Genomic DNA, 22,785 nt, shown 5'->3' with positions numbered 1-22,785 from the left:
GTCAGCACCCGACGGTGGCGCCGGGCTGACAGGCCGTCGAATTCGTCGAGGTGCGCAGATTGTCGCGATCGCGCTGCCAGTCCGCCTTGGTCTTGCACACGCGCGTGCTGTCGACGAGCGAGCCCGTCTTGGTGAAGCGTTTGCAGATCACCTTGTCCGCCGGATCCGCCGCTTTCTCCCCCGCGTCCCTGCTCTTGGCCTGGTCGGCCGGCGCGGCGGCGGCGAGCAGGAGGGCGAGCGCGGCGATACTGTGCATGATCCTGGCCCTGTCGTATGCGGCTGAGCCACGAGGCTAAGACGGAGCGCCGAGCCATGTCAAACCGAGTCGTGCGGCGACGCACCAGAACCGGTCGCGGCGACGCGTCGGCGGCGCGCACCGCGATCGAGCGCGCGCTCGCCGCGGGCGACGTGCCGGGCGCCGCGGCGCTGGCCGAGGCCGCGCTCAGCGCCGGTGCGAGCGACGCGACGATGCTCAACCTCGCGGCGTGGCGGCGCGAGGAGGCCGGCGATTACCGCGGCGCGCACGCGCTGCTGCGCCAGGCTCTCGCGCTCGCCCCCGGCGACGTGCTGATCGCGGGCTCGATCGGTGCGGTGCTCCGCAAGGAAGGCCGCCACGACGACGCGCTGGCGGTGCTCGACCGCGTCGTCGCCGCCGCGCCGCGCCACGCCGCCGCCTGGCTCGAGCGCGGCTACACGCTGGAGGCGCTCAAGCGCGAGCAGGAGGCGGGCGAGAGCTACCGCCGGGCGCTGGCGCTCGACCCGGCGCTGGCGCCCGCGCACGGCCGTCTCGCCGACGCGGCGGCGCGACGCGGCCGCGGCGACCAGGCGCGCGACCACGCCGCGCGGGCGCTCGCGCTCGAGCCGCACGAGCCCGCCGCGCGCGCCGCGCTCGCCACGGTCGCGCTCGAGGCGCGCGACGGCGCGGCGGCGGAGGCGCTGCTGCGCCCGCTGCTCGACCGCGTCCGCGGCGACGACCGGACGCGCACGCTGACCCTGCTGGGCGACGCGCTCGACCGCCAGGACCGCGTCGCGGCGGCGTTCGACTGCTACCGCGCCGCTCAGGGAAGCTTCCGCGACGTCTATCGCGATGCGCTCGCGCCTGGGCCGGGGCGGCCATCGCATCGCGCCTTCGTCGAGCGGATCGCGGCGCAGCTCGGCGCGCCGCGCGCGCCGGCGCCCGGGGGCGACGTGCCCGGCGCCGCCGCGACGCATGTCTTCCTGCTCGGCTACCCGCGCTCGGGCACCACGCTGGTCGAGAACGTGCTGGCGAGCGCGCCGGGCGTGACCGCGCTGGAGGAGCGCGACACGCTGGCCGCCGCCGATGACGCGCTGATCGGCAACGACGGCGCCATGCCCGATCTCGCCGCGCTCGATCCGGCGCTGCGCGACCGGCTGCGCGCCGATTACTGGCAGCGTGTCGCGGCGATGGGCGCGGCGACGACGGGCACGTTCGTCGACATGAACCCGCTCAACGGCACACGGCTGCCGATCATCGCCGCGCTGTTCCCGGCGGCGCGCGTGCTGGTGATGCGGCGCGACCCGCGCGACGTGGTGCTGAGCTGTTACCGCATCAACTTCACCCCCAGCCCGGCAGCCTGGGCCTTCAGCGACCTGGAGGAGGCCGCGCGCCACTATGACGCGCTGATGACGCTGACCGAGCGCGCGCGCGCCACACTGCCGCTCGCCTTCCACGACGTGCGCTACGACCGGCTGGTGACCGATTTCGCACCGACGGTTCGCGCCATGGCGGACTTCATCGGCCTGCCCTGGACCGACGACTTCGAACGCTTCGATCGCACCGCGCAGCGCCGCGGCGTACGTACGGCGAGCGCCACCCAGGTGCGCCGCGGGCTGTTCGACGGGCGCGGCCAGTGGCGCCGCTACGCCGACCAGCTCGCGCCGGTGCTGCCGATCCTGCAACCCTGGGTGGAGCGCTTCGGGTTCGATAGCTGAGCGTGATCCGTGGCAGGGCCGGGAGGGCGGTGAACCGCGACGCGCGGTTGCCGCTCCCCTGCGCACACCCTAGGTAGCGCGGGATGACGCTCACTCCCCCGGTCGCCGCGACGCGCGCGCATTCCTTCACGCGCCACGGCGTCACCGTCGAGGACCCCTATGCCTGGCTCAAGGACGCGGGCTACCCCGACGTGACCGACCCCGAGGTACTCGCCTATCTCGCGGCCGAGAACGCCTATTTCGAGGCGCAGATGGCGCCGCACCAGGCGCTGGTCGACCGGCTCTACGAGGAAATGAAGGCGCGCATCAAGGAGGACGAGTCGAGCGTCCCCCAGAAGGACGGCGACTATCTCTATTGGACCGCGTTCGAGACCGGCGGCCAGTATCGCAAATGGTGGCGCCGCCCCATCGCCGGCGGCGCGGACGAGCTGCTGCTCGACGAGCCGGCGCTGGCCGAGGGCAAGGAATATTTCCGTCTCGGCGCCTTCGCCATCTCGAACGACGCGACGAAGCTCGCCTACGCGATCGACGACAATGGCTCGGAGCGGTTCACGATCCACGTCAAGGATCTGGCCAGCGGCGCGCTGCTGGCGGACACGATCCCCGGCATGCTCTCCGACATCGTGTGGAGCGCCGACGACAGCGGCTTCCTCTACGGGCTCGCCAACAAGGAGTGGCGCACCGACAACGCCCGCTTCCACCGGCTCGGCACCGACCCGAGCGAGGACGTCGAGCTCTTCCACGAGGACGACGAGGGCTATCGCGTCGCGGTGGGGGAGACGAGCGACCGCCGCTGGATCGTGATCTCGACGGGCGACCATGTCACCAGCGAGGTGCGGCTGCTCCCCGCGGCCGATCCGTTCGCCGCGCCGATCCTGGTCGCGCCGCGGCAGGAAGGGCGCGAATATGACGTCGACTCGCACGGCGACACGCTCTTCATCCACACCAACGACACCGACCCGATGTGGCGCCTCGTCACCGCGCCGATCACCGCGCCCGGCGAGTGGACCGAGCGGATCGCGCCGAGCCCGCACTTCTACATGACCGGGGTGGACTGTTTCCGCGACTATCTCGTCGTTGAGGGGCGCGAGGACGGGCTCGACCAGATCGAGATCCATTCCTACGATCCCGCCGCCGCGCCGCGCCGCATCGCCTTCCCCGAGGCGAGCTACACCGCCGGGATCGGCGACAATCCGGAGTATGACACGCAGGTGCTGCGGCTCGGCTACGAGTCGATGGTCACGCCTGGCACGGTCTACGACTATGACGTCGCGTCGGGCGCACTCACCGTGCTCAAGGTGCAGGAGATCCCCTCGGGCTACGACGGCGAACGCTACGCCACCGAGCGGCTCACGATCGCCGCGCGCGACGGCACCGAGGTGCCGGTCTCGATCGTCTACCCGCGCGACTTCCCGCGCGACGGCTCGCGGCCGCTGTTCCTCTACGCCTACGGCGCCTACGGCCACGCCATCCCGCCGGGCTTCTCGACCGGGCGGCTGTCACTGCTCGACCGCGGCTTCGCCTACGCGATCGCGCATATCCGCGGCGGCGACGATCTCGGCCAGCAATGGTATCACGACGGCAAGCTCGAGAAGCGCGCCAACACCTTCACCGACTTCGTCGACGTCGCGCGGGGGCTGATCGCGGGCGGGTGGACCAGCGCTGGCCGGATCGCGATCGCGGGGCGCTCGGCCGGCGGCGAGCTGATGGGCGCGGTGGTCAACTCTGACCCCGAGCTGTGGGGCGCGGTGATCGCCGACGTGCCCTTCGTCGACGTGCTCAACACGATGCTCGACGAGACGCTGCCGCTCACGCCGGGCGAGTGGCCCGAGTGGGGCAATCCGATCGAGGACGAGGCCGCCTTCCACCTGATCCGCGGCTACAGCCCGTACGACAACGTGCGCGCCCAGGCCTATCCGCCGCTGTTCATCTCGGGCGGGCTCAACGACCCGCGCGTGACCTACTGGGAGCCGGCCAAGTGGGCGGCGAAGCTGCGCGCGACGAAGACCGACGACAACCTGCTGCTGCTCAAGACCAACATGGGCGCGGGCCACGGCGGCAAGTCGGGGCGGTTCGAGAGCCTGCGCGAGGCGGCCGAGGAACATGCCTTCGTGCTGTGGCAGCTGGGGGTCGAGGCATGAGGCGCGATCGGCACCGCGGCTCGTGACGATCGAGGCGATCGTCGAGCAATACGGGCTGGCGGCGGTGTTCGCCGGCGCCGCGCTGGAGGGCGAGGCCGCGGTGATCGCGGGCGGGCTGCTGGCGCATCAGGACATGTTCCCGCTCGCGGGCGCGATGGCCGCTGCGGCGGCGGGCTCGTTCACCGCCGACCAGGCCTATTTCTACGCCGGTCGTCGCTTCCGCGACCACCGCTGGGTCGCCGCCGCGCGCGCGCGTCCCGCCTTCGCCAAGGCGATGGCGGCACTGGAGCGGCACCCGATCGGCTTCATCTTCGTATTCCGCTTCCTCTACGGGCTGCGCACGATCAGCCCGATCGCGATCGGCACAGCCGGGATCCGCCCGCGCCTGTACGCCGCGGTCAACGCGGTGTCGGCGATCCTGTGGGCGATCACCTTCACCACGATCGGCTATGCCTTCGGCGACACGTTCGAGGCGGCGATGGGGCGGCTGCGGCATGACTCGCGTTTATGGTGGCTCGCGGGGAGCGTGGTGGCGGCGGGGATCGCGATCGCGCTGATCCACCGCATCAGGAGTCGCCGGTCATGACGCCGTTCCGCCGTGAGGTCACCGCCCGGCCCGAGGACATCGACGAGCTCGGCCACGTCAACAATGCGGTGTGGGTGCGCTGGATCCAGGACCTGGCGGTGGCGCACTGGGCGGCGGTGGCGCCGGCTGACCAGCAGGCGGCGCACGTGTGGGTCGTCACCCGCCACGAGATCGACTATCGCGGCAACGTCGTCGCGGGCGAGACCGTCACGGGCGAGACCTGGGTGCCGGGCGCACCGCGCGGCGCACGCTTCGACCGCCACTTCCGCTTCCTGGGCAGCGAGGGGCGAGTCCGCGTCGAGGGCGTGACCACCTGGGCGCTGCTCGACCGCGCGACCGGGCGGCTGCTCCGCATCCGGCCGGAGATCGCGGCACCGTTCGTGGGGTGAGGCCTCTCATCCTCCCCGCTCGGCGGGGAGGGAACCGTTGGACGGTGGTGGAGCGGCGCTTCCGCGAGCGTCGCGCGGCGACGAAATCTCGCTCCACGACCGCGCTGGCACGCGGTGATCGCCCTCCCCCTTGCGAGGGGAGGATCAACGCGCCCCGCTAAACCCAAATTAACGCCGCGCCGTCATATCCCCCGGTCGAGGATTCGCCGGGAACAGGGGGGCTGGTCGGGCGGTGCTGGTGACGATCAAGACGAGCGCGGCGCGACCCGGGATGTACGTCCACGCGGTCGAGGGCGGCTGGATGGCGAGCCCGTTCTGGCGCAAGCACCTCGTGCTCGCCAGCGCGCGCGACGTCGCCAAGCTGGTCGAGGCCGGCATCGGCGAGATCGTGATCGACACCGACAAGGGCGTCGGCCCGCTCGCGCCCGCGTCGGAGCGGCTCTCCGTCGCGGCAGCGCTCGAGATCGCCGCGCCGGCCGTGACGGCGACCCCGAACGCGCCGCCCCGCGCCCGCCGCCGCGCGGTGAGCGAGCTCGACCGCGCCCGCGAGGTGGTGGAACAGTCGCGCGCGGCGATGCTGCGCATGTTCGCCGACGCGCGCATGGGGCACGCGATCGATCACGGCGCGCTCGCCCCCCTGGTCGATTCGATCACCGAGTCGGTCGCGCGCGACCAGCGCGCGCTGCTCACCGTCACGCGGCTGCGCAGCAAGGACGAATATACCTGGCTCCACTCGGTCGCGGTGGGCGCGCTGCTGATCGGCTTCGCGCGCCATCTCGGCCTGCCCCAGGACGAGGCGAGCGACCTCGGGCTCGCCGGGCTGCTCCACGACATCGGCAAGATGGCGGTGCCGAGCGCGGTGCTCGAGAAGAGCGGCCGCCTCGACCCCGCCGAGCTGGCCGTGGTGCGTCACCATCCCGAAAAGGGCCACGCGCTGCTGCTCGGCGGCGACGTGCCCGATGTGGTGCGCGATGTCTGCCTGCACCACCACGAGCGAGTCGACGGGCGCGGCTATCCGTTCGGCCTCACCGGCGACCGGCTCAGCCTCGCGGCGCGGATGAGCGCGGTGTGCGACGTCTATGACGCGGTCACCTCGCAGCGCCCGTACAAGCGCCCGTGGGCGCCGGGCGAGGCGCTGGCGCGGATGCAGTCGTGGCACGGCCATTTCGACCCGGAGCTGCTCGCCGCGTTCATCGACCATATCGGCATCCACCCGCCCGGCGCGCTGGTGCGGCTGCGCTCGAACCGACTCGCACTGGTGCTCGGCGCCGGCGCCGACGATCCGACCGCGCCGCCGGTACGCGCCTTCTTCGACATTCCGACGCAGGCGCGCCTGCCGCTGACCGAGGTCAACACCGACGCCGCGGGCGACCCGATCCTGGGCAGCGAGCGCGGCGCTTATTGGTTCGGTGTATCGTGGGAGGGGATGCGCGCCGCGCTGCTCGCCGCCAACCGTGATGACGCGACGCCGGTGGCGCGCGCGGTGGGGGCCTGAGCGGTGGCGGTCCGCCCGCAACCCGCTCCGGCGCCCGCACCGCTGCGGCGTGTGCTCGACTGGCTCTCGCCCGCACGCCGGGCGCAGCGCCTCGACGAGCGGCTCGCCGCGCGGCGCCGGCTGTTCGACTCGATCGGCGAGCTGCTGTTCGCCAGCCGGCTCGCGCCCTCGCCGCGCAACTACGGGCTGGTCCACTCCTATCTGTCGGGCGAGGACGTCGCCACCAGCGTCGCGGTGGCCGAGGCGCTGCGCGCCACGGGAACGCTGAGCGAGGCGGCGGCGGCACGGATCGCCGACGGGCAGGAGACGACCGAGCTCGGCCCCGATACGCTCGCGCACATCGCCGAGACGCTGGAAGCGCGCATCGCCGAGTGCCTCGGTGCCGCGGGCCAATCGCGCCGCACCGCGGAGCAGTTCGGCAGCGCGCTCCAGGGCGAGGCGGCGCGACTCGCCGAGGACCCCGCCGCGACGATCGCGCGCATCGCCGCGCTCACCCAGGACGCCGTCACCGCGACGCGGCTGGCCGAGGCGCAGCTCGAGCGCACGCGGCGCGAGGCCGACGCGCTGCGCCGCGACCTGCGCCAGGCGCGTCGCGCCGCCGAGCGCGACCATCTCACCGGCCTGCCGAACCGCCGTGCGCTCGAGACGGCGCTGCGCGCGCTCGACGCCGGCGACTCGCCCGCGACCGTGGCGCTCTGCGACATCGACGACTTCAAGCAGGTCAATGACCGCTTCGGCCATGCCGCCGGCGACCGCGTGCTGCGTTTCGTCGCCGCTTTCCTCGAGCGCCAGCTGGGCGGCGACGTGCTGGTGGCGCGCCACGGCGGCGAGGAGTTCGCCTGCCTGTTCCGCGGCACCGCCCCCGCGGCGGCCGTGGCGCGACTTGACGTGGCGCGCGAGCGGCTGGCGGGGCGCTCGCTGGTCAATCAGGAGACGGGGCTGGCATTCGATCGCGTCACCTTCTCGGCCGGCGTCGCGGCACTGGGCGCGGACGGCGCTGCCGCCGCACTCGCCGAGGCCGATCTCGCGCTCTACGCGGCGAAGCACGCGGGGAAGAACAGGGTCTGCGCGGGGTAGGGGCCGAGATACGACGTGCGAGCGGACGTCGCTCGCTCACGAGCGTATCGCTGGGAAGCGCTGTCATGCCGGCCTTGCGCCCGGATCCCTCCTGCCGCTCATCGGCCGGCGTCGTTTCTCGCGCATGGGCGCCGGCGCAAGGCCGGGATGACGGTCGTTGCCCGACACGATGGTGAGGTGACGGCGTTCCTCTCGCACGCGAGGATCAGTCGACGGCACGTCGTCAGGGGAGGCGTGCCCGTCCGCTCACTCCAGCCTCATCCCTGGTTCTCATACGCCAGCTGGAGCACGCCCCAGTGCGCGCCGTCGACGCTGATCGAGGCGATCACCTGCTTGAGCAGCATCACGCCGCCGGCGGCGAGCGGGCGGCGGTAGGCCTTGAGGCAGAACGGCTGGGTGATCTTCACTTGTACCGCGGTATCGGGGAAGTGGAAGAACACGCCCGCGCGCGAGAATTCGCTGTTCCACTTGGGATCGCCGCGGCGCTGCGGCTTGGACCGCTCGGGCATCGCCACCGCGCCGAAGCAGTTGCGGTCGGTGAAGCTCATCCCGAAGAAGCCCGGCAGCGCACGCGCCGCCTCCTGGTGCGGCCGCGCCAGCGCGGTGATCAGCGCCATGGCGGGATGGGTGAACAGCGCCGGGTCGGTCTCGGGCACCGGCTCGTACCGCTCGCTCAGGATCACCTCGCGGCTGATCTCGCCCGCGACGACGGCGCGCGCCAGCCCGGCCGAGACCTGCCGCGCCGCCTCCAGCGCGAAGCGGATATAGGGGCGGTCCGGCATGTCGGCGTCGCTCTCGGCGAGCCGCTGGAGCAGGTCGTTGGTGTCGTCGCTGACGCTCATCACGCGCTCGGAGAGGCGCTGCAGCCCCTGCGCATTGTCCGACGAGGTGCGTGCCAGTTCGCCGAGCCCGCCCTCGACCTCGCCGACCGCGCTGACCATCGAGCCGATCCGGTCGGCGACGCCCTCGCTCGATCGGGTCAGCCCGTCCATCAGCCCGCGCAGCCGCGCCACCAGCGCCTCGATGTCCTTGGTGCCGCGGTGCGCCGAGCGCGCCGTGGCGACGCCGCGGTCGACCTTCTCCAGCATCGCGTCGGCCTGGGTGGTCAGCGTATCGATCGAGCCGGTGATGCGCGACGTCGCCACCGCGGTCTCGGAGGCGAGCTTCTTGACCTCGCCCGCGACCACCGCGAAGCCGCGCCCCGCCTCGCCCGCGCGCGCCGCCTCGATCGTGGCGTTGAGCGCGAGCAGGTTGGTCTGCTTGGCGATCGCGTCGATCGTCGCGGTCACGCGCGCGACGTCCTCCAGCGCCGAGGTGAAGCCGCCGATGCTCTCGTGGATGCGGCTGACCTGGGTGATCAGCTCGACCACGTCGCTCGTCGCCGCCTCGACCTGGACGTGCGAGTCGGCGAGCACCGCGTGCGCCCCGGCGGTATGCTCGCGCGCGCTGCGCGCCGCCGCCGCGACCTCGTCGACGTCGTCGGCGAACTGGCCGGTCTGCCGACCGATCTGCTCGATCGTGCCGGCCTGTGCGGTGACCCGCGTCGAGAGCTCGGCGATATCGGCCTGCAGGTCGAGCGTGCGCAGTCCCAGCTCGCCCGACCGGCGGGCCGCCTCAGCAATCGTCTGATCGAGCGTCAACGCGTCGTCCTCCCGTCGTCGTCGCTGGCTAACAGACTGAGGTTAACGGGCTTCTACCATCTGCGTCCGGAACGGGAACGGACGAGTACAGGCCGACGGCTCGCGAGGGCACCACTTGGACGCCTGACCGCAGCGTCGCTCCGCCCGACGAGCGCCCCGGCCGTCCTGCGCGATGGACGACAAGCGGGGGGACGGTGCGGCTTGACCGCACCGACTCTCTCGGCTGCACTGCGCGACGATGACGCAGGACCTGATCCGCCAGCTCGACCTCCGCCCGCATCCCGAGGGCGGCCATTACCGCGAGACGTTGCGGCTGCCGCCCGGACCGGACGGTCGCTCGCGCATGACCGCGATCCTGTTTCTGCTGGACGAGGGCGAGCGGTCGCACTGGCACCGCGTCGACGCCGCCGAGCTGTGGCTGTGGCACGCCGGCGCGCCGCTCACGCTGGCCATCGCGGACGAGCCCCCGCTGCGACTCGGCGCCGATGTCGCCGCGGGCGAGCGGCCGCAGGCGTTGGTGCCTGCCGGCGCGTGGCAGGCGGCGACCGCCGAGCTCGGCTGGGCGCTGGTGAGCTGCGTGGTCGCGCCCGGCTTCGACTTCGCCGGCTTCGAACTCGCGGCGCCGGGCTGGCAGCCGGGCGGCTGAGCGGCGGCGACCGCGGTCAGCCCGCCAGGCGCACCGGGATAGGGCGCGGCGCGCGGCCGTGTGTCTCGATCAGCGACACGTCCGCGCCGTCGAACGCCGCCGCGGTGAGCCGCCCGCTGAGATAGCTGCCGCTATCGAGGCAGAGGCGGCCGGGGCCCGCGTAGGCCTCCTCCTTGGGCGTGTGGCCGTGCACCACCAGCCAGGCATCGTTGCGCTCGGCGTGGAGGAACTCGCTGCGGATCCATAGCAGGTCGCGCTTGTCCTGCTGCTCCAGCGCGACACCCGGGCGGATGCCGGCGTGGACGAACAGCAACCTGCCCTGCACCACAGAAAGCGCGCAGCGCTCGAGAAAGGCGCGATGCGACGGCGGCACCGCGGCGCGGAAGGCGTCGCGCCGCGCCGCCCAGGCGGCGCGCGACTCCTCGCGCGGTGGCTCGACACCGTAGGAGCGCAGCGTCGTGTCGCCGCCGTGCTTGGCCCAGCCCAGTCCGCTGATCCGCCCGTCGAGATAGTCGAGCATCGCGTCCTCGTGGTTGCCCAGCAGGAAGCGGCTCTCGAAGGCGGGCTCGTCGGCGAAGGCGATGAGCTGATCGATCACCTCGCGCGAGCGCGGACCGCGGTCGACATAGTCGCCGAGGAAGACGATCAGCGCGCGCCCCGGCGCGGTGCGGGCGGCGCGATCGGCGCGGACCTGGTCGAGCAGCCGCGCGAGCAGATCGGCGCGGCCGTGGATGTCACCCACGGCATAGGTCAGTCGATCGGTGAGCGGCGGCATCGGAACTCCCTGTCGTTCACGCCGCCGCGGGCGCCACTGCCGCCGCGCCGCCGTGCGACCGCCGCGGCTTGGGCGCCTCGCGCAGGATGAACATCGAGGACAGCATCACCAGCGCGATCGGGTTGAGCGGCGTCAGCAGCGTGCCCTCGAACGAATACCACAGGATCAGGATGATGGCGAACTGGCGGCTGGGCGTGCGATCGAACATCGAGAAGAGCAGGAAGGCGTAGAGCAGCAGTCCCTGAACCAGGCCATATTCCACGATCGCTTTCACGATCGGCCACCAAAAGATGTTGCCGCCGCGCTCGATCTGCCCCGGCCCCACGCCCGAGTAGACGGCGGATGGGTCGAGCAGCGCGCGCCGCACGCGATCGAGCGGCTCGATGAAGCGCGAGCTCCCGCTCGTGCCCTGCTTGTCGAACTCGCCCATCCGGTCCGCCACCATGTCGAACCACTGCAGCTGCAACGCCACGAACAGCGCGATGAACGCCGTCGCCAGTACCGTCACGAAGGTGCGGACGTTCATCCGAGTGAACACGATCGGCAGCGCCACCAGCAGCAGCACCAGCCCGGTACCAGCGAAGGTGGCGAACAGGGTCGCGCCGAAGAACATCGCACGCACCATCCGTTGCAGGAACAGCAGCTCGACGATCAACGCCAGCGTGATGAACTGCGAGATGAACGACACCTCGAGAAAGGTGATGCCCGACGGCTTCATGTACTTCATGCCGTATTGGATCGGCTGGATGTAGAGAAACTCCGGCACCAAGTAGGAATCTGGAACGAGTTTATCGAGATTTGGCCAGTATTGCCACCCGACCGAGAACTGAATGGCGTGTTGCAGCCACACGATGGCGGCGAAGATCAGCATGAGGTTGCTGAAAAGGGTCAGGCACCTCCTGTGCGTCTCCGGAGTCGTGTCGAAGGCCACCAGGAAGGGCAGATAGAGCAGGAAGTAGAGCCCGATGCTGCTCAGCGAGAAGGCGGAGGTGAACAACACCGTGCTCAGCGCCGACGTCACCACCACCGCGAAGTACAGCATGGCGCGCTCGGGCCGGAACACGGGTCGAGCGAACAATACCCCGATGGTCAGCGCGATCAGCGCGATCGGCAGGATCACCGGGATGATCGCGCCCGACGGGCCGAGCCCGATCTTCTGGAACACGGTGATGCCGATCAGCATCGCCGTGAAGACACCGACGACCACCGTCTGCTGGACCGCGTCCTGCTCGCGGGCCTCCGGCGCCAAGCTGGTGCCGCTGACCGCCTCGCCGCTGCTGCTGCCACCGCCGCTGCTGCGGCGCACGCGACGTCGTGCCGGTCCCTCGCCACCCTTGATCGGCATGCCGAACTGGTCGAGCGCCGGCGGCGCGCGGCGGCCGTCGTCGGATCCTTCACTCACCGCCACCACTCTCCCATACAGGCTGTGCTGATCGATACACGCAAGCCTTCGGCCGTGTCCATCGGCGCCCCAAGGCGGGGACTGTCCCGCCGCGGCTCAGCGTCGGTGCATCCGCTCGACCGCGCTGGCGGCGGTGCGCTCGGCGAGCCGCGCGCGATAGCCGGCACGATAGTCGGGCGCGTCGGCCAGGTCGGCGGGCAGCGCCAGCGGGGCGAAGCTGGTGCTCGGCACCACGGTCGCGCCGCACGCGCCCGCGTCCTGGACCAGCATCGTCAGCTCGTTAAGGTGCAGGAGGAAGTCCGGCCCCATCAGCTGCGGCCGCCCCTCGGCCATGGCCTTGCCCATCTCGGCGATGCCGAGGATCTTGTCCTGCGCGTAGACCTCGCGGCGGCGCAGCCAGCTGACCAGCCGGTGCTTGGGCGAGTTGCCGACGCCGCGCTCGGCCTCGACCGCGTGCGACTTCCAGCGCCGCACCAGCGCCAGGCGCCGGCCCTTGATGCCGAAGCGCCGACCGATCGCGGGCTGGCTGCGCGCGCTATAGGCCTTGCGCGCGCTGAGGCTGACGCGCGAGAAGCGCTCGAGGAAGACCGGCGACTGGTCGTGGAAGACGTTGTCGACGCTGATCTCGCCCGCCTCGCCGATGACCCGCATCTGATGGTCGCGCGGCGCCACCCAGCTGCACGTCACGCGCGCGGCGACGCCGCCATCGAAGGCGAGGCACGCCACGGAGAGGTCGGGCGTGGTCGCGGGGTGGAGCGGCTCGGGCGTGTTCTTGTCGGGCACGAGGCAGGTCGAGAAGGCGGTCACCGCGCGCACCGGGCCGAACAGCGCGCACAGCCAGGCGAGGTGATAACCGATATGCTCGACGGTGCAGCCCTCCTGCAGCTCCTCGGCATAGGGGAAGGGCGCGCCGGTCGGGCTCGTCACGGTGTCGAGCCGCATCAGGTGCGCGGGATTGTCGTCGAGCTCGGCATAGACCAGCACGGGGCGGCCGATGGCGCCGTCGGCGATGGCTTTCCACAGGGTCATCACCGCGTCCGAGTAGAGGTTGCACGGCGCCGCGGCGAGCACTCGCCCCTTGGTCTCGGCCAGCTCGAACAGGGCGCGGGTGCGCGCCGGCTCGGTGGTGATCGGCTTCTCGGTATAGACGTGCTTGCCCGCCTCGAGCGCGCGGCGGGTCACCTCCTCGTGCGAGGCGATGCTGGTGAGATTGATCACGACCTCGACCCGCGCGTCGGCCAGCAGCGCGTCGAGCGAGGGGTAGAGCGGGAAGCCGTAATGATCGTGCACCACCGCGGCGCGCGCGGCGTCGCGATCGTAGACGCCGCAGATCTCGATCTCGGGATAGGCCCAGCGCGTGCGCATGTAGATGTCGAACACGTAGCCGCAGCCGACGAAGGCGATCTTCATGCTTCTGTCCTTCCCCTCGCGCCCGCCGCGGGACGCTCTCCCTTCGTCATCCCCAGGTCGCGCAGGACCGACGAGCAACCCGCGGCGAGCTCGCGCGCACGCGGGACCCCGAGCGCCGCGGACGCAGCCGGCTGTCGCCCTGCCTGACCCTGGGTTCCCGCGTCCGCGGGAACACGGTGGTGTGCGGCGTGACGCGGCGGCGCCATCACGCCACCGCCGCCGCCAGCGCGCGGACGCGCTCGGGCTGGCGCGAGCCGATCAGCGTGGTGGTGACCAGCGGCGACGCGTGCGCGCGCCGCACCGCGTCGGCGGCGTCGACGCCGGGCTGGAAGCGCAGCACCTCGCGCGCGATCACCGGGATACCGCGCGCGCGGATCGCCGCACCGCGCGGGTCGTCGGCGATCGCCGCGATCACGTCCCACGGCAGCTCGAGCACCTTGGTCACCTCGCTCGCCAGCGCGGCGTCGAGGCTGGCGGTGTCGTCGCAGGCGATCCCGACGAGCCGCGCGCGGCCCGACCGCTTGGCCTCCGCGAGTGCGCCGACCGCGTCGCCGCGCGCGATCGTCGCGGCGTCCGGGCTGTGGAGCAGGAAGGCGTCGACATGGTCGCTGCGCAGCCGGCGCAGCGAACCGTCCAGCGCGTGCAGCAGTCCGGCCCGGCTCCAGTCGGTGCGCATCGCGCCGGCGCGCTGCGCGGTCACCGCCGCGCCCATCGCACGCCGCGCCAGCACCGCGCGGATCAGCGGCTTGAGCGGCCGCATCACGCGCATCTTGGCGGAGAAGGCGTTGCCCGCCTTGGTCACGACCTGCGCGCGGTCGCGCTGGCCGCGCAGCGCGCGCCCGATCGCGCGCTCGCTGTCACCCTGACCGTAGATATTCGCGGTGTCGAGCAGCGTCACGCCGAGGTCGAGCGCGAGCTGGACCAGCGCGACGCTGTCGGCGAGCGTGCTGGGATTGTTGAACGACCCCATCTTGGCGCAGCCGAGGCCGAGCGGGGGGAACGCGGGCGCGGTCATCGGCGGGTCTCCGGGTGGCTGACGTAAGATCCTCCCCGGCACGGGGAGGGGGCGTGCGAGCGAGATCGCGTCCCCCGGACACGATCTTGGCGCGCTGGCAGCACGCCAAAGCTCACCCGCCGCGCGTCGCGCGGTGGTGGAGGGCGGCTGCCCCAGGCGAGCCGGGTCGCTCGCGGAGCTCCCCCTCCGTCAGCGCTGCGCGCTGCCACCTCCCCGCGAGCGGGGAGGATCTGCCGCGAGATCACCGCCACAGGTGCCCCCCACAGTCGCGGATGTAGCGCTGCGCCGCTTTGCCGATCGGCGCGCGCGCGGGCCGGTCGCGGCGGCGCAGCCACGTCACGAACTGGCGCATCGCGCGCCCCACGTCCATCTCGCCGCGCGCGAAGGCGTAGGCATAGGGCGGAAAGGCGATCAGGTTCACCCACACATAGGGTGAGGGCATGCGCAGATAGCTGATGATGAACTTGTTGGTCAGCCGGTCCGACTGCACCAGCCTTTTGGGCTTGCGCCCGGCGGGATGCTCCAGCTCCTCGCAGACGATGTCGGGCTGGTAGCGGATCGTCCAGCCGCGATCGATGATGCGGTAGGAGAGCTCGATCTCCTCCAAGCCGTAGAAGAAATCGGGCAGGAAGCCGCCGGTCTCGCTGATCGTCGCGGCGCGGAAGGCCACGCAGCCGCCGACGAAGCGGAAGGTGTCGAACGGCTTGCTGAGGTCGATCGACTTGTCGGTGTGCGGGATCAGGTCGGGGCGGGGGCGGGTCTCGCCGCGCACGTGCTTGCGGATCGTCACCGCGCCGAGCCGCGGCGTCGCGTCGAACAAGGCGCCGAACCGGTCGAGGAAGTCGGGCGTGTCGACGAACACGTCGTCGTCGAGCAGCACGATCACGTCGCCGCGCGCGCGCTCGAACGCGAGGTTGCGCGCGACCACACCCTTGTTGGCTCCGTCCCACAGGTGCACCGCGTGGGCGAACGGGGCGAGCTGCGCGGTGCGGTCGATCCGCTCGACGTTGTTGTCGATCACGATCAGCTCGTAATCGGCGCGCCCGGCGAGGTGCTGGGCGAGCCGCTCGATGACCTCCGCGAGGATCGGCTCGCGCGCGTAGGTGAGGATCGCGATCGAGTAGCGGATGTCGGTCATGCGAAGGTCTCTCGCGCGTGGCGCGCCTCGGCGGCGCGCAGCAGCAGCAGGTTGAACGCCTGGGTCACGGCGAAGGCGATCGCCATGCCGGCGACGCCGTGGCGGCCGCCGAGCCACAGGCCGAGGATCGTCAGGGCCGCGGTGACGCAGCGGATCGCCAGCATCGTCCGGCCGGCGCGGCGCACGATCAGCAGCGTCTCCGACGGCAGGTTGAGCCCGAACAGGAAGAAGCCGAGCGCGAGCAGCCGCACGTTGGCGGCCGAGCCGTCATATTGCCCGTGGAACACCAGCGCGACGAGCGGCGCGGCGAACACCGCCACCAGCGCGAGATAGAGCCCGGTCGCCACCGCGATCGTGAGCCGCGAGCGCCGCACCACGCGCGCCAGTCCGGGGAGTCCCTCGCCAGCGAAGGCGCGCGCGGCGCGCGGCTTGTCGATCGAGTCGATCGCCGAGACGATGCTCATCGCCGGGTTGGTCAGCGTGCGCGCCGCGGTGAACAGCGCCGCCGCGACGGGCCCGACCAGCACGCCGATCACCACCACGATCGAGGCGGTGCTGTAGACCGAGTAGGGGAGATTGGTCGCGGCGAGCCAGCTCGACTCGGCGCGATGGCGCCGCACCAGTGCACGCACCCCGGCGCGGTCGGCGCGGGCAGGGGCGAGCCCCGGCAGGGCGAGCCCGAGCGCGGCGAGGCTGGCGAGCACCCAGGCGAGCGCGCCGCCGGGGGCCCCCAGGCCGAGCCGCCCGGCCATCAGCGCGGCGAGCGCGAGCACGAGGAAATAGGCGGTTGCGCACAGCGCCACCATGTCGGCGCGGTCGATCTTGTAGAGCCAGCGCCGCGCGAACTCCCATCCCAGCATCGCGGGCGAGATCAGCGCGGTGAGCAGCAGCGGCTCGACCGCCCAGCCGCATTCGGGCCAGCGCCGCGCCGCCATCGCGACCGCGCCGCCCACCAGCGCGGTCGCGGCCGAGAGCGCCAGCGCGAGCGCGAGCGCGATCCACCACCAGTCGCTGTTCTCGGCATGCGCGGCGCGCGGGTCGTGGTCGGCGCGATGGTCGGTGGTGAAGGGCAGCACCGCGGCGGAGCGATGGAAGCCGGCGATGACGTAGTGGAGCCCGATCATCATGCCGACCGCGCCGAACTCGGTCACCGTCAGCGCGCGGCCGAGCAGCGCGAAGGCGATGATGTTGCCGAGCCCCGACGTGCCCTGGTCGACCAGCGCGTACAGCCGCGGCGCCGCGGCGGCCCCGACGCGCCGTTCGAGCGGCGCGGCCAGCGTGCGCATCGCGCGTTCGAGGCGTTGCGCCGGGATGGTCGGTCCTCCTCGTCGGGGCGATGATGATGGGGAAGGGGGCGAGGATGCTCGCGCGCGCGGCACACCCTCTTGCGTCATCCTGAGCTCGTCTCAGGATCCACCGCTCCGCACTCGCACAGATGGCGGCGCCTGCGGCACGGTGGATCGCGAAACGACTTCGGGAAGACGGCTGACGGCGTCGGCTCACGCCGACGCGGCCCGCCGTCAGTTGCTGACGTAATATTCCTTCATGTCGGTGTAGTAGTAAGACGCGTCGCCGTAACCCGACTGCGCCTGCGTCTTCAGGTTGACCATCGTCATCGCCACGCCCGCGACCGAGCCGCCGACGGTCTCGATCTGGTGGAGCGCGGCGCGTACCGCCTTCACCGGGGTGCGGCGCCAGTGCGTCAGCAGCGCGAGCGAGTCGAGCTGCGGGATCATCGTCCGCGTGTCGACCACGGCGAGCACCGGCGCGGTATCGATCAGGATCACCTCGAACTCGCGCCGCAGCGTGGCGAGCATGTCCTTGAACGCCTCGGTCTCGAAGATGCGCTGGCTCTTCTCCGCGCCCGGCGTGATCGGCAGGATCACCGCGCCGGTCTGGTCGGCGACCATCACGTCGCGCAGCGTCGTCTCGCCGTTGAGCGCGTTGGTCCAGCCCAGCGTGGCGTCGGGGCACATCGCCTGGGTCACCGAGCGGCGCCGCAGGTCGGCGTCGATGATCACCACCTTGGTCGAGGCCATCGCCAGCACGCGCGCCATCGAGGCGGTGGTGGTGGTCTTGCCCTCGCGCGGCAGCGCGGAGGTGACGCCGATCACGCGCCCGCCCTCGGTCGGCGCCTCGCGCGCGTCGAAGATCAGCGTGGTCGCGAGACTGCGGAACGCCTCGGCGTAGGACGACATCGGGTGCAGGATCACCGCTTCGGCCGCGTCCTTCGTCCGCGGCTTGTCGATCGCCGACGTGAGCGTCGGGATCGAGTTGAGGAAGTCGACGCCGAGCAGGCGCTGGATGTCGTCGATCGTGTTGATCGTCTGCGACCAGCGCTCGCGCAGATAGGCCAGGGCCAGCGCGATCGCGCTGCCGAGCGCGAAGCCGACGAGCAGGTTGATCAGCAGCCGCGGCGACGAGGGGCTGAGCGGCGGCACCGCCTCGACGACGATCTGCGCGTCAGGCTGGACGATCGCGAGATTGGTCGTCTGCTGGCCGACGTTGGCGAGCAGGTTCGAGTAGAGCTGGCGCGCGGCATCCGCGCGACGCTGCAGCTCGGCGAGTTCGACGCCGGCGCGGACGTTGGACGCGAGCCGACCCTGCGTCTGCGCGAGGCTCGACTCGATCGAGGCGGCGCGCGCGCGTGCCGCATCGGACTCGGCGCGAACGCTGCGCGAAACGCTCGCCATCTCGCGATCGACCGATTTGTCGAGCTCGGCGACGCGCTGGCGGGCGTCGATCACCTGCGGGTTGCGGTCGCCGTAGCGTGCGCTCAGCCCGGCGAGGTCACGCGCCGCCTCGGCGCGCTGCTGGCGCAGGCTCGACAGAGCGCTGGTATCCACGCCGCCCGAGATCACCGTGCTGCCGCTCGCCTGGCCGCGCACCGCAGCCTGTGCCGCCTCGCCGCGTGCGCCGGCGAGCGAGTTGTTCATGTCAGTGAGTGCCTCCCCCTGTCCGGTCGAGGTGGGGTCGACGACGATGTTGTTGCGCAGGCGATAGGCCGCCACCGCGGCGTCGGCCTCGCGCGCGCGCTGGCCGAGCAGCGCGAGTTGCTTGTTGAGGTCGGTCTTGCCGCCGTCCTCGGTGCCGGCCTTCTGCTGCGCCTGCACCGTGAGATAGGCGCGCGAGAAGGCGTTGGCGATGCGCGCCGCGTCGAGCGGATTGGCATCGGTGTAGCTGATGGTGAACAGTGGAGTTTGGCCCACGCGCGCGGCGGCGACATTGGCGAGCAGCGCGGAGGCGAGCGCGTCGACCGACTGGCCGCTCGGGTCCATTGACTTGGCGACCTGGCGCAGGCGCGCGTTGTTCAGCACGGCCTTGTCGCGCAGCACCTGCTTGGCCACGGGCAGCGAGCTGACGATCTGCAATTGCGCGCTGATCGCCGCGTCACGCTCCTGGTCGGAGAGCGAGCGCTGCGCTTGCGACCCTGCATCGCGCGCCAGCGTCGCGGCCGGCGCATATTGCAGCTGCGTCGTCGCGGTATATTTGGGCGACATCAGCTTGGTACCGACATAGGCCAGCACCAGCATGGCGGCCACGATCGCGACGCTGAGCGGCAGGTGCCGCTTCAAGCGCGAGAACAGCCCGGCGAGATCCTGCGGTCCAGGGTCTCGGATCGTCTCCTGATTCATAAGCTACCTGCGCTTGCGGGGATCGATGCGGACATCGCCCTGGGTCAAATCCTGAACTTCATGCTGGTGAGCGCGCGGAACTCATTGATCCCCGGTGCGCGCTGCGTCCCCGAGCTCTGCCGCGAGCTGTAATTGGCGTCGAGGCTGAGCACCCACCGCCGATTCAGCGTGTAATCGAAGCCGCCGAGTGCGATGATACCGGTGTCCTTACGGTTGAAATTCTTGAAGGTGCCGGTGAAGTAATCAAGTCCGATGTAAGGAACTAAGCTGCGCAGCAACTCGTGGTTGACGCGCAGGCCGGTCCGGCTGGCGATGTAACCGGGCGAACCGCGGACCGCCGCGTCCTCGGGCTGACGCGAGACGACCGCAGAGATCGTCGTCAGCGGCGACAGATAATAATCGGCGCGAAGGTCGATCGCGATGCCGCCGATCGGCACGAACACCGGGTTGGCATAGGTGCGCCGGAAATAGCCGATACCCCCGGCGACGCGCAGCAGCTCGCTCACGTCGGCGATCGCGCCGATCCCGCCGCGCCACTCGCTGCTGGTGCGATCATCGAGTTCGTTGGTGGTGACGTAATCCGTGCGCCGGTACGTGCCCTGCGCGAAGATGGAATTGTCAGGGCTCAGCTGATATTCGGCGCGCACCGTTCCGCGATACACGTCGCGGTCACGGAACGAGAGGTCGAGCCGCGCGCCCGTTGTGCTGATCGTGTCGCCGTAGCGGAAGGTGTTCAAGTCCCCGCTAAAGGTCCAGCGCAGCCGATTCGTCACGACCGCGGCGCGCAACATCCCGCGGGCCTGGTCGACCGCCACCGAGCCGGCGCCGTTGACCGGAAAGTTGGCTTCCTGCTGGCTCTCGTAGGTGCGCCGATACGAGGCCGCCCCGCTGATCTGGCTCTCGCCGACGACGTCGAGCCGGCCGGACAATTCCGCGAGGAAGGCGTCCTCGTCGCGCGGGGAGGTCCAGCGATAGCGCACCGCCGAATAGTTCACGATGCCGTTGAGCTGGTGCCGGCCCCAGTCGCTGCGGAGCGTCAGCTGCGGCGAGAAGGTCGCGAATGTGTCGGAGCGCGCGTCGACCGAGGCACCCACGACGTTGGTGGTGACGCCGACGCCGGCGCTCACGTCGGGATAGAGCCGGAAGCTGCCGAGCGGCAGGCCGATCGGCGCCAGCTCGGGCTTGGGCCGCTCCAGCACGCCCTGGTTGCGCCCGGTCTGCGTGGTCAGCGGGATCTCGGAGTCGAGCAGCTGGCCGAACACCTGCGCGTCGGCGGCGCAAGGCCAGGCCGCACCCGCGGCGAGCAGCACGCCGACCAGCGACGCGTTCGCCGCGGCGGACCGACGTGCGCGCGAGAGAGCGCGCCGCATCAGAAGTAGCGCTCGCCGACTCTGATCGTGTCGCCGGGCTGGATCAGCAGGTCATTGGTGACGCGGACGCGATATTCCTGCGGGTCGCCCTCACGCTTGACGAACACTTCGCTCTTCTTGGCGCGGTAGGTGAAGCCGCCGGCGCGAGCGACCGCGGACAGGACGGTCATTCCCTGCGCGTACTCATATTGGCCGGGCGTATTGACCTCGCCGAGAATGTAGAAGGGGCGATAGTTGACGATCGTCACCGCCACGCTCGGGTTCTGCACGAAACCGTCGGCGAGCCGCGCCCGGATGTCCTCGGAGACCTGGTTGACCGAGCGACCCTTGGCCATCACACGGCCGATCAGCGGCAGCGTCACGCTGCCGTCGGGGCCGACCAGCTGCTCGCCGGTGAGCTCCTGCTCGCCATAGACCGCGATCTGCACCTTGTCGCCCGGCCCGAGCAGATAAGCCGGCGTACTCGTCGCCGCGGCGGGCGCGGGTGCGTTCTGCGCCCCCGCTATGCCCGCGTTGGCAAGCAGGATCAGACCCCAACAGGCTGTGATACGCACCGACACTGCTCCCCGGTTAACAGCGTCGATACCTACCAGTGAACAGCGCGCCGCGTCAACATGGTGCGGCGCAGCATGATGTCCTGTTCTGATATGGTAAGTGTTGGATTTTCCGTTGCATCAGGTGACGTCTCGCCACACTCTACGGGCTCAGGGGCCAGTGTACGCGGTCGTTAGTCGGGGCGACTTCCAATAGATACGTCGAGCGTTCTCGCGATGGTAGTGGCCGCGATGTTGTTGGCATGCGCGGTCCATCCGCTGCTGACCTATCCGCTCAGCCTGCGCCTTTTCGTGCGCGCGCGCCCGGCGGTGCCGGCGGCCGAGCTGGCGTCGCCGCCGCCGTCGCTCGCGATCTGCATGAGCGCCTATAACGAGCAGGATGTGATCGCCGCCAAGGTGGAGCGGTTGATCGAGGTCGCCGCGGCCTATGGGCCGGCGACGATCCACGTCTACGCCGACTCCCCGCAGGACGGCACGGTCGCGATCCTCGAGCGCTACGCCGACCGGATCGACCTCGTGGTGGGTGCCGAGCGTGCGGGCAAGACCTTCGGCATGAACCTGCTCGTCGCGCGCAGCCGCAGCGACTATATCCTGTTCACCGATGCCAACGTGGAGAGCCAGGTCGATGTCGCGACGCGGCTGGCGCGCTGGCTCGCCGACCCGAGCGTCGGCTGCGCCACCGCACGGCTGGTCTATTCTAACTCGGACGAGACCGCGACCGCGGCGCTCGGTTCCGGTTATTGGCAGCGCGAGGAACAGATCAAGCGAATCGAGAGCGATCGCATGGGGCTGATCGGCTGCGACGGCGCGATGTTCATGATGCGCCGCGCGCTGCACCGGCCGCCGCCGCCGCACCTCATCGATGACTTGTTCCTCAGTCTCACCATCCTGATCGCGGGCAAGCGCATCGTCAGCGCCGACGACGTCGAGGTGTATGAGCGCAGCGCCACCGGTGCCAACGAGGAGAAGCGGCGCAAGCAGCGGATCGCGTGCCAGGCGCTCAACGTCCATCGCGCGATGTGGCCGCAGTTGCGCCGCATGCGCTTCCTGCCGCTCTACGCTTATGTGTCGCACCGCCCGATGAAGTGGCTGATGCCCTTCTTCGTCGCTGGGGCGGCGCTGTGCGCGGGGTTGGCGTTCGCGCTCGCCGCGGGCTGGGCACTCGCGGGCGGGCTGGCGCTGCTCGCCGCGCTGCTGCTGGTGATCGGCGAGACGACCCAGGCCAAGCCGCTGTCGCTCGCCTCCTCGGCGGTGCTCAGCCTGTACGGCGTCGGCGTCGGGGTGATCGAGTCGATATTCCTGGGCAAGACGTACACGGTATGGGACCCGGCGCTGTCGGTACGGCTCGATCCGCCGCCCGTGACGGGGTCGGTGCCGCGATGACCACCATGGGAGAGGGAATGGACCGCCCGGTTCTGCGTGACGGCGTGGCGGCTGGCGCGCGCGCCGCGGAGACAGCGCGCGCGCTGCCGGCGGAGCTGGCGATCGTGGTGCCGGTGTACAATGAGTCGCGCAACGTGCCGCTGCTGGTCGCCGCGCTCGACGCGGCGCTGGCGGAC

General features: G+C 71.2%; 19 protein-coding genes. 8 read left to right on the top strand and 11 right to left on the bottom strand.

Features of this window, described 5'->3' with window-relative positions:
- Position 1: 1 nt before the first annotated feature.
- Positions 2–256: a hypothetical protein gene (locus tag FHY05_RS21670; RefSeq protein ID WP_183946524.1), complete on the bottom strand. Its 255-nt coding sequence runs from the start codon at positions 254–256 to the stop codon at positions 2–4.
- A gap of 56 nt (positions 257–312) precedes the next feature.
- Between FHY05_RS21670 and FHY05_RS21665 the strand changes: the two genes are divergently transcribed.
- The 6 genes from FHY05_RS21665 (at position 313) to FHY05_RS22850 (ending at position 7,641) form a co-directional block, all read left to right on the top strand.
- Positions 313–1,953 carry a sulfotransferase gene (locus tag FHY05_RS21665; protein ID WP_183946522.1) on the top strand — a complete coding sequence of 547 codons (1,641 nt, stop codon included), beginning with the start codon at positions 313–315 and terminating at the stop codon, positions 1,951–1,953.
- 83 nt (positions 1,954–2,036) lie between these two features.
- Complete coding sequence (locus FHY05_RS21660) at positions 2,037–4,094, top strand: S9 family peptidase (protein WP_183946520.1); 2,058 nt, start codon at positions 2,037–2,039, stop codon at positions 4,092–4,094.
- Between the two features lie 22 nt (positions 4,095–4,116).
- On the top strand, positions 4,117–4,680 hold the full coding sequence (locus FHY05_RS21655) for a DedA family protein (protein WP_183946518.1): 564 nt from the start codon (positions 4,117–4,119) through the stop codon (positions 4,678–4,680).
- The gene (locus FHY05_RS21650) at positions 4,677–5,069 is read left to right on the top strand and encodes a thioesterase family protein (RefSeq protein WP_183946517.1); all 393 of its coding nucleotides are present in this window, start codon (positions 4,677–4,679) and stop codon (positions 5,067–5,069) included. Before FHY05_RS21655 ends, FHY05_RS21650 begins: the two co-directional genes overlap by 4 nt.
- A gap of 238 nt (positions 5,070–5,307) precedes the next feature.
- A complete protein-coding gene (locus FHY05_RS21645) occupies positions 5,308–6,564 on the top strand; it encodes an HD-GYP domain-containing protein (protein WP_183946516.1) in 1,257 nt (418 codons plus the stop codon).
- Positions 6,565–6,615: 51 nt separating this feature from the next.
- Positions 6,616–7,641 (top strand): GGDEF domain-containing protein, encoded by a 1,026-nt coding sequence (locus FHY05_RS22850; protein WP_183946515.1) that lies wholly within the window; start codon positions 6,616–6,618, stop codon positions 7,639–7,641.
- Positions 7,642–7,898: 257 nt separating this feature from the next.
- Here the strand turns inward: FHY05_RS22850 and FHY05_RS21635 are convergent, their stop codons facing one another.
- Complete coding sequence (locus tag FHY05_RS21635; protein ID WP_183946514.1) at positions 7,899–9,281, bottom strand: methyl-accepting chemotaxis protein; 1,383 nt, start codon at positions 9,279–9,281, stop codon at positions 7,899–7,901.
- A gap of 238 nt (positions 9,282–9,519) precedes the next feature.
- On the opposite strand from FHY05_RS21635, the gene FHY05_RS21630 reads away from it, so the two are divergent.
- A complete protein-coding gene (locus FHY05_RS21630) occupies positions 9,520–9,927 on the top strand; it encodes a cupin domain-containing protein (protein ID WP_183946513.1) in 408 nt (135 codons plus the stop codon).
- 16 nt (positions 9,928–9,943) lie between these two features.
- Here the strand turns inward: FHY05_RS21630 and FHY05_RS21625 are convergent, their stop codons facing one another.
- From FHY05_RS21625 to FHY05_RS21585, 9 genes are all read right to left on the bottom strand, one after another.
- Positions 9,944–10,702 (bottom strand): metallophosphoesterase family protein, encoded by a 759-nt coding sequence (locus FHY05_RS21625; protein WP_183946512.1) that lies wholly within the window; start codon positions 10,700–10,702, stop codon positions 9,944–9,946.
- Positions 10,703–10,718: 16 nt separating this feature from the next.
- Complete coding sequence (locus FHY05_RS21620) at positions 10,719–12,104, bottom strand: hypothetical protein (protein ID WP_183946511.1); 1,386 nt, start codon at positions 12,102–12,104, stop codon at positions 10,719–10,721.
- A gap of 96 nt (positions 12,105–12,200) precedes the next feature.
- The gene (locus FHY05_RS21615; protein ID WP_183946510.1) at positions 12,201–13,514 is read right to left on the bottom strand and encodes a Gfo/Idh/MocA family protein; all 1,314 of its coding nucleotides are present in this window, start codon (positions 13,512–13,514) and stop codon (positions 12,201–12,203) included.
- Between the two features lie 205 nt (positions 13,515–13,719).
- On the bottom strand, positions 13,720–14,529 hold the full coding sequence (locus FHY05_RS21610) for an aldo/keto reductase (RefSeq protein ID WP_183946509.1): 810 nt from the start codon (positions 14,527–14,529) through the stop codon (positions 13,720–13,722).
- A gap of 241 nt (positions 14,530–14,770) precedes the next feature.
- On the bottom strand, positions 14,771–15,667 hold the full coding sequence (locus FHY05_RS21605; RefSeq protein ID WP_183946508.1) for a glycosyltransferase family 2 protein: 897 nt from the start codon (positions 15,665–15,667) through the stop codon (positions 14,771–14,773).
- The gene (locus FHY05_RS21600) at positions 15,664–16,953 is read right to left on the bottom strand and encodes a hypothetical protein (protein WP_183946507.1); all 1,290 of its coding nucleotides are present in this window, start codon (positions 16,951–16,953) and stop codon (positions 15,664–15,666) included. Before FHY05_RS21600 ends, FHY05_RS21605 begins: the two co-directional genes overlap by 4 nt.
- 234 nt (positions 16,954–17,187) lie before the next feature.
- Positions 17,188–19,302, bottom strand: a complete 2,115-nt coding sequence (locus tag FHY05_RS21595; protein WP_183946506.1) for an AAA family ATPase — start codon at positions 19,300–19,302, stop codon at positions 17,188–17,190.
- 44 nt (positions 19,303–19,346) lie between these two features.
- A complete protein-coding gene (locus FHY05_RS21590) occupies positions 19,347–20,672 on the bottom strand; it encodes an outer membrane beta-barrel protein (protein WP_183946505.1) in 1,326 nt (441 codons plus the stop codon).
- Complete coding sequence (locus FHY05_RS21585; protein WP_311732553.1) at positions 20,672–21,226, bottom strand: polysaccharide biosynthesis/export family protein; 555 nt, start codon at positions 21,224–21,226, stop codon at positions 20,672–20,674. Before FHY05_RS21585 ends, FHY05_RS21590 begins: the two co-directional genes overlap by 1 nt.
- A gap of 231 nt (positions 21,227–21,457) precedes the next feature.
- Here FHY05_RS21585 and FHY05_RS21580 point away from each other — a divergent pair, with 231 nt between their 5' ends.
- Complete coding sequence (locus FHY05_RS21580) at positions 21,458–22,609, top strand: glycosyltransferase (protein ID WP_183946504.1); 1,152 nt, start codon at positions 21,458–21,460, stop codon at positions 22,607–22,609.
- Positions 22,610–22,785: the final 176 nt, after the last annotated feature.

Origin of the sequence: Sphingomonas sp. BK580 (assembly GCF_014194975.1) — a bacterium.
In the GTDB taxonomy this organism is placed as follows: Bacteria; Pseudomonadota; Alphaproteobacteria; order Sphingomonadales; family Sphingomonadaceae; genus Sphingomonas.
Note: the sequence above shows the minus strand (reverse complement) of the source record. Positions and strands in the feature narration are given on the sequence as shown.

What these genes read in the sequence shown, in the direction of transcription:
- FHY05_RS21605 (WP_183946508.1), bottom strand. Translation starts at nt 15,667, where the DNA reads ATGACCGACATCCGCTACTCGATCGCGATCCTCACCTACGCGCGCGAG.
- FHY05_RS21670 (WP_183946524.1), bottom strand. Translation starts at nt 256, where the DNA reads ATGCACAGTATCGCCGCGCTCGCCCTCCTGCTCGCCGCCGCCGCGCCG.
- FHY05_RS21650 (WP_183946517.1), top strand. Translation starts at nt 4,677, where the DNA reads ATGACGCCGTTCCGCCGTGAGGTCACCGCCCGGCCCGAGGACATCGAC.
- FHY05_RS21590 (WP_183946505.1), bottom strand. Translation starts at nt 20,672, where the DNA reads ATGCGGCGCGCTCTCTCGCGCGCACGTCGGTCCGCCGCGGCGAACGCG.
- FHY05_RS21615 (WP_183946510.1), bottom strand. Translation starts at nt 13,514, where the DNA reads ATGAAGATCGCCTTCGTCGGCTGCGGCTACGTGTTCGACATCTACATG.
- FHY05_RS21580 (WP_183946504.1), top strand. Translation starts at nt 21,458, where the DNA reads ATGTTGTTGGCATGCGCGGTCCATCCGCTGCTGACCTATCCGCTCAGC.
- FHY05_RS21595 (WP_183946506.1), bottom strand. Translation starts at nt 19,302, where the DNA reads ATGAATCAGGAGACGATCCGAGACCCTGGACCGCAGGATCTCGCCGGG.
- FHY05_RS21625 (WP_183946512.1), bottom strand. Translation starts at nt 10,702, where the DNA reads ATGCCGCCGCTCACCGATCGACTGACCTATGCCGTGGGTGACATCCAC.
- FHY05_RS21630 (WP_183946513.1), top strand. Translation starts at nt 9,520, where the DNA reads ATGACGCAGGACCTGATCCGCCAGCTCGACCTCCGCCCGCATCCCGAG.
- FHY05_RS21660 (WP_183946520.1), top strand. Translation starts at nt 2,037, where the DNA reads ATGACGCTCACTCCCCCGGTCGCCGCGACGCGCGCGCATTCCTTCACG.
- FHY05_RS21600 (WP_183946507.1), bottom strand. Translation starts at nt 16,953, where the DNA reads ATGCGCACGCTGGCCGCGCCGCTCGAACGGCGCGTCGGGGCCGCCGCG.
- FHY05_RS21665 (WP_183946522.1), top strand. Translation starts at nt 313, where the DNA reads ATGTCAAACCGAGTCGTGCGGCGACGCACCAGAACCGGTCGCGGCGAC.
- FHY05_RS21610 (WP_183946509.1), bottom strand. Translation starts at nt 14,529, where the DNA reads ATGACCGCGCCCGCGTTCCCCCCGCTCGGCCTCGGCTGCGCCAAGATG.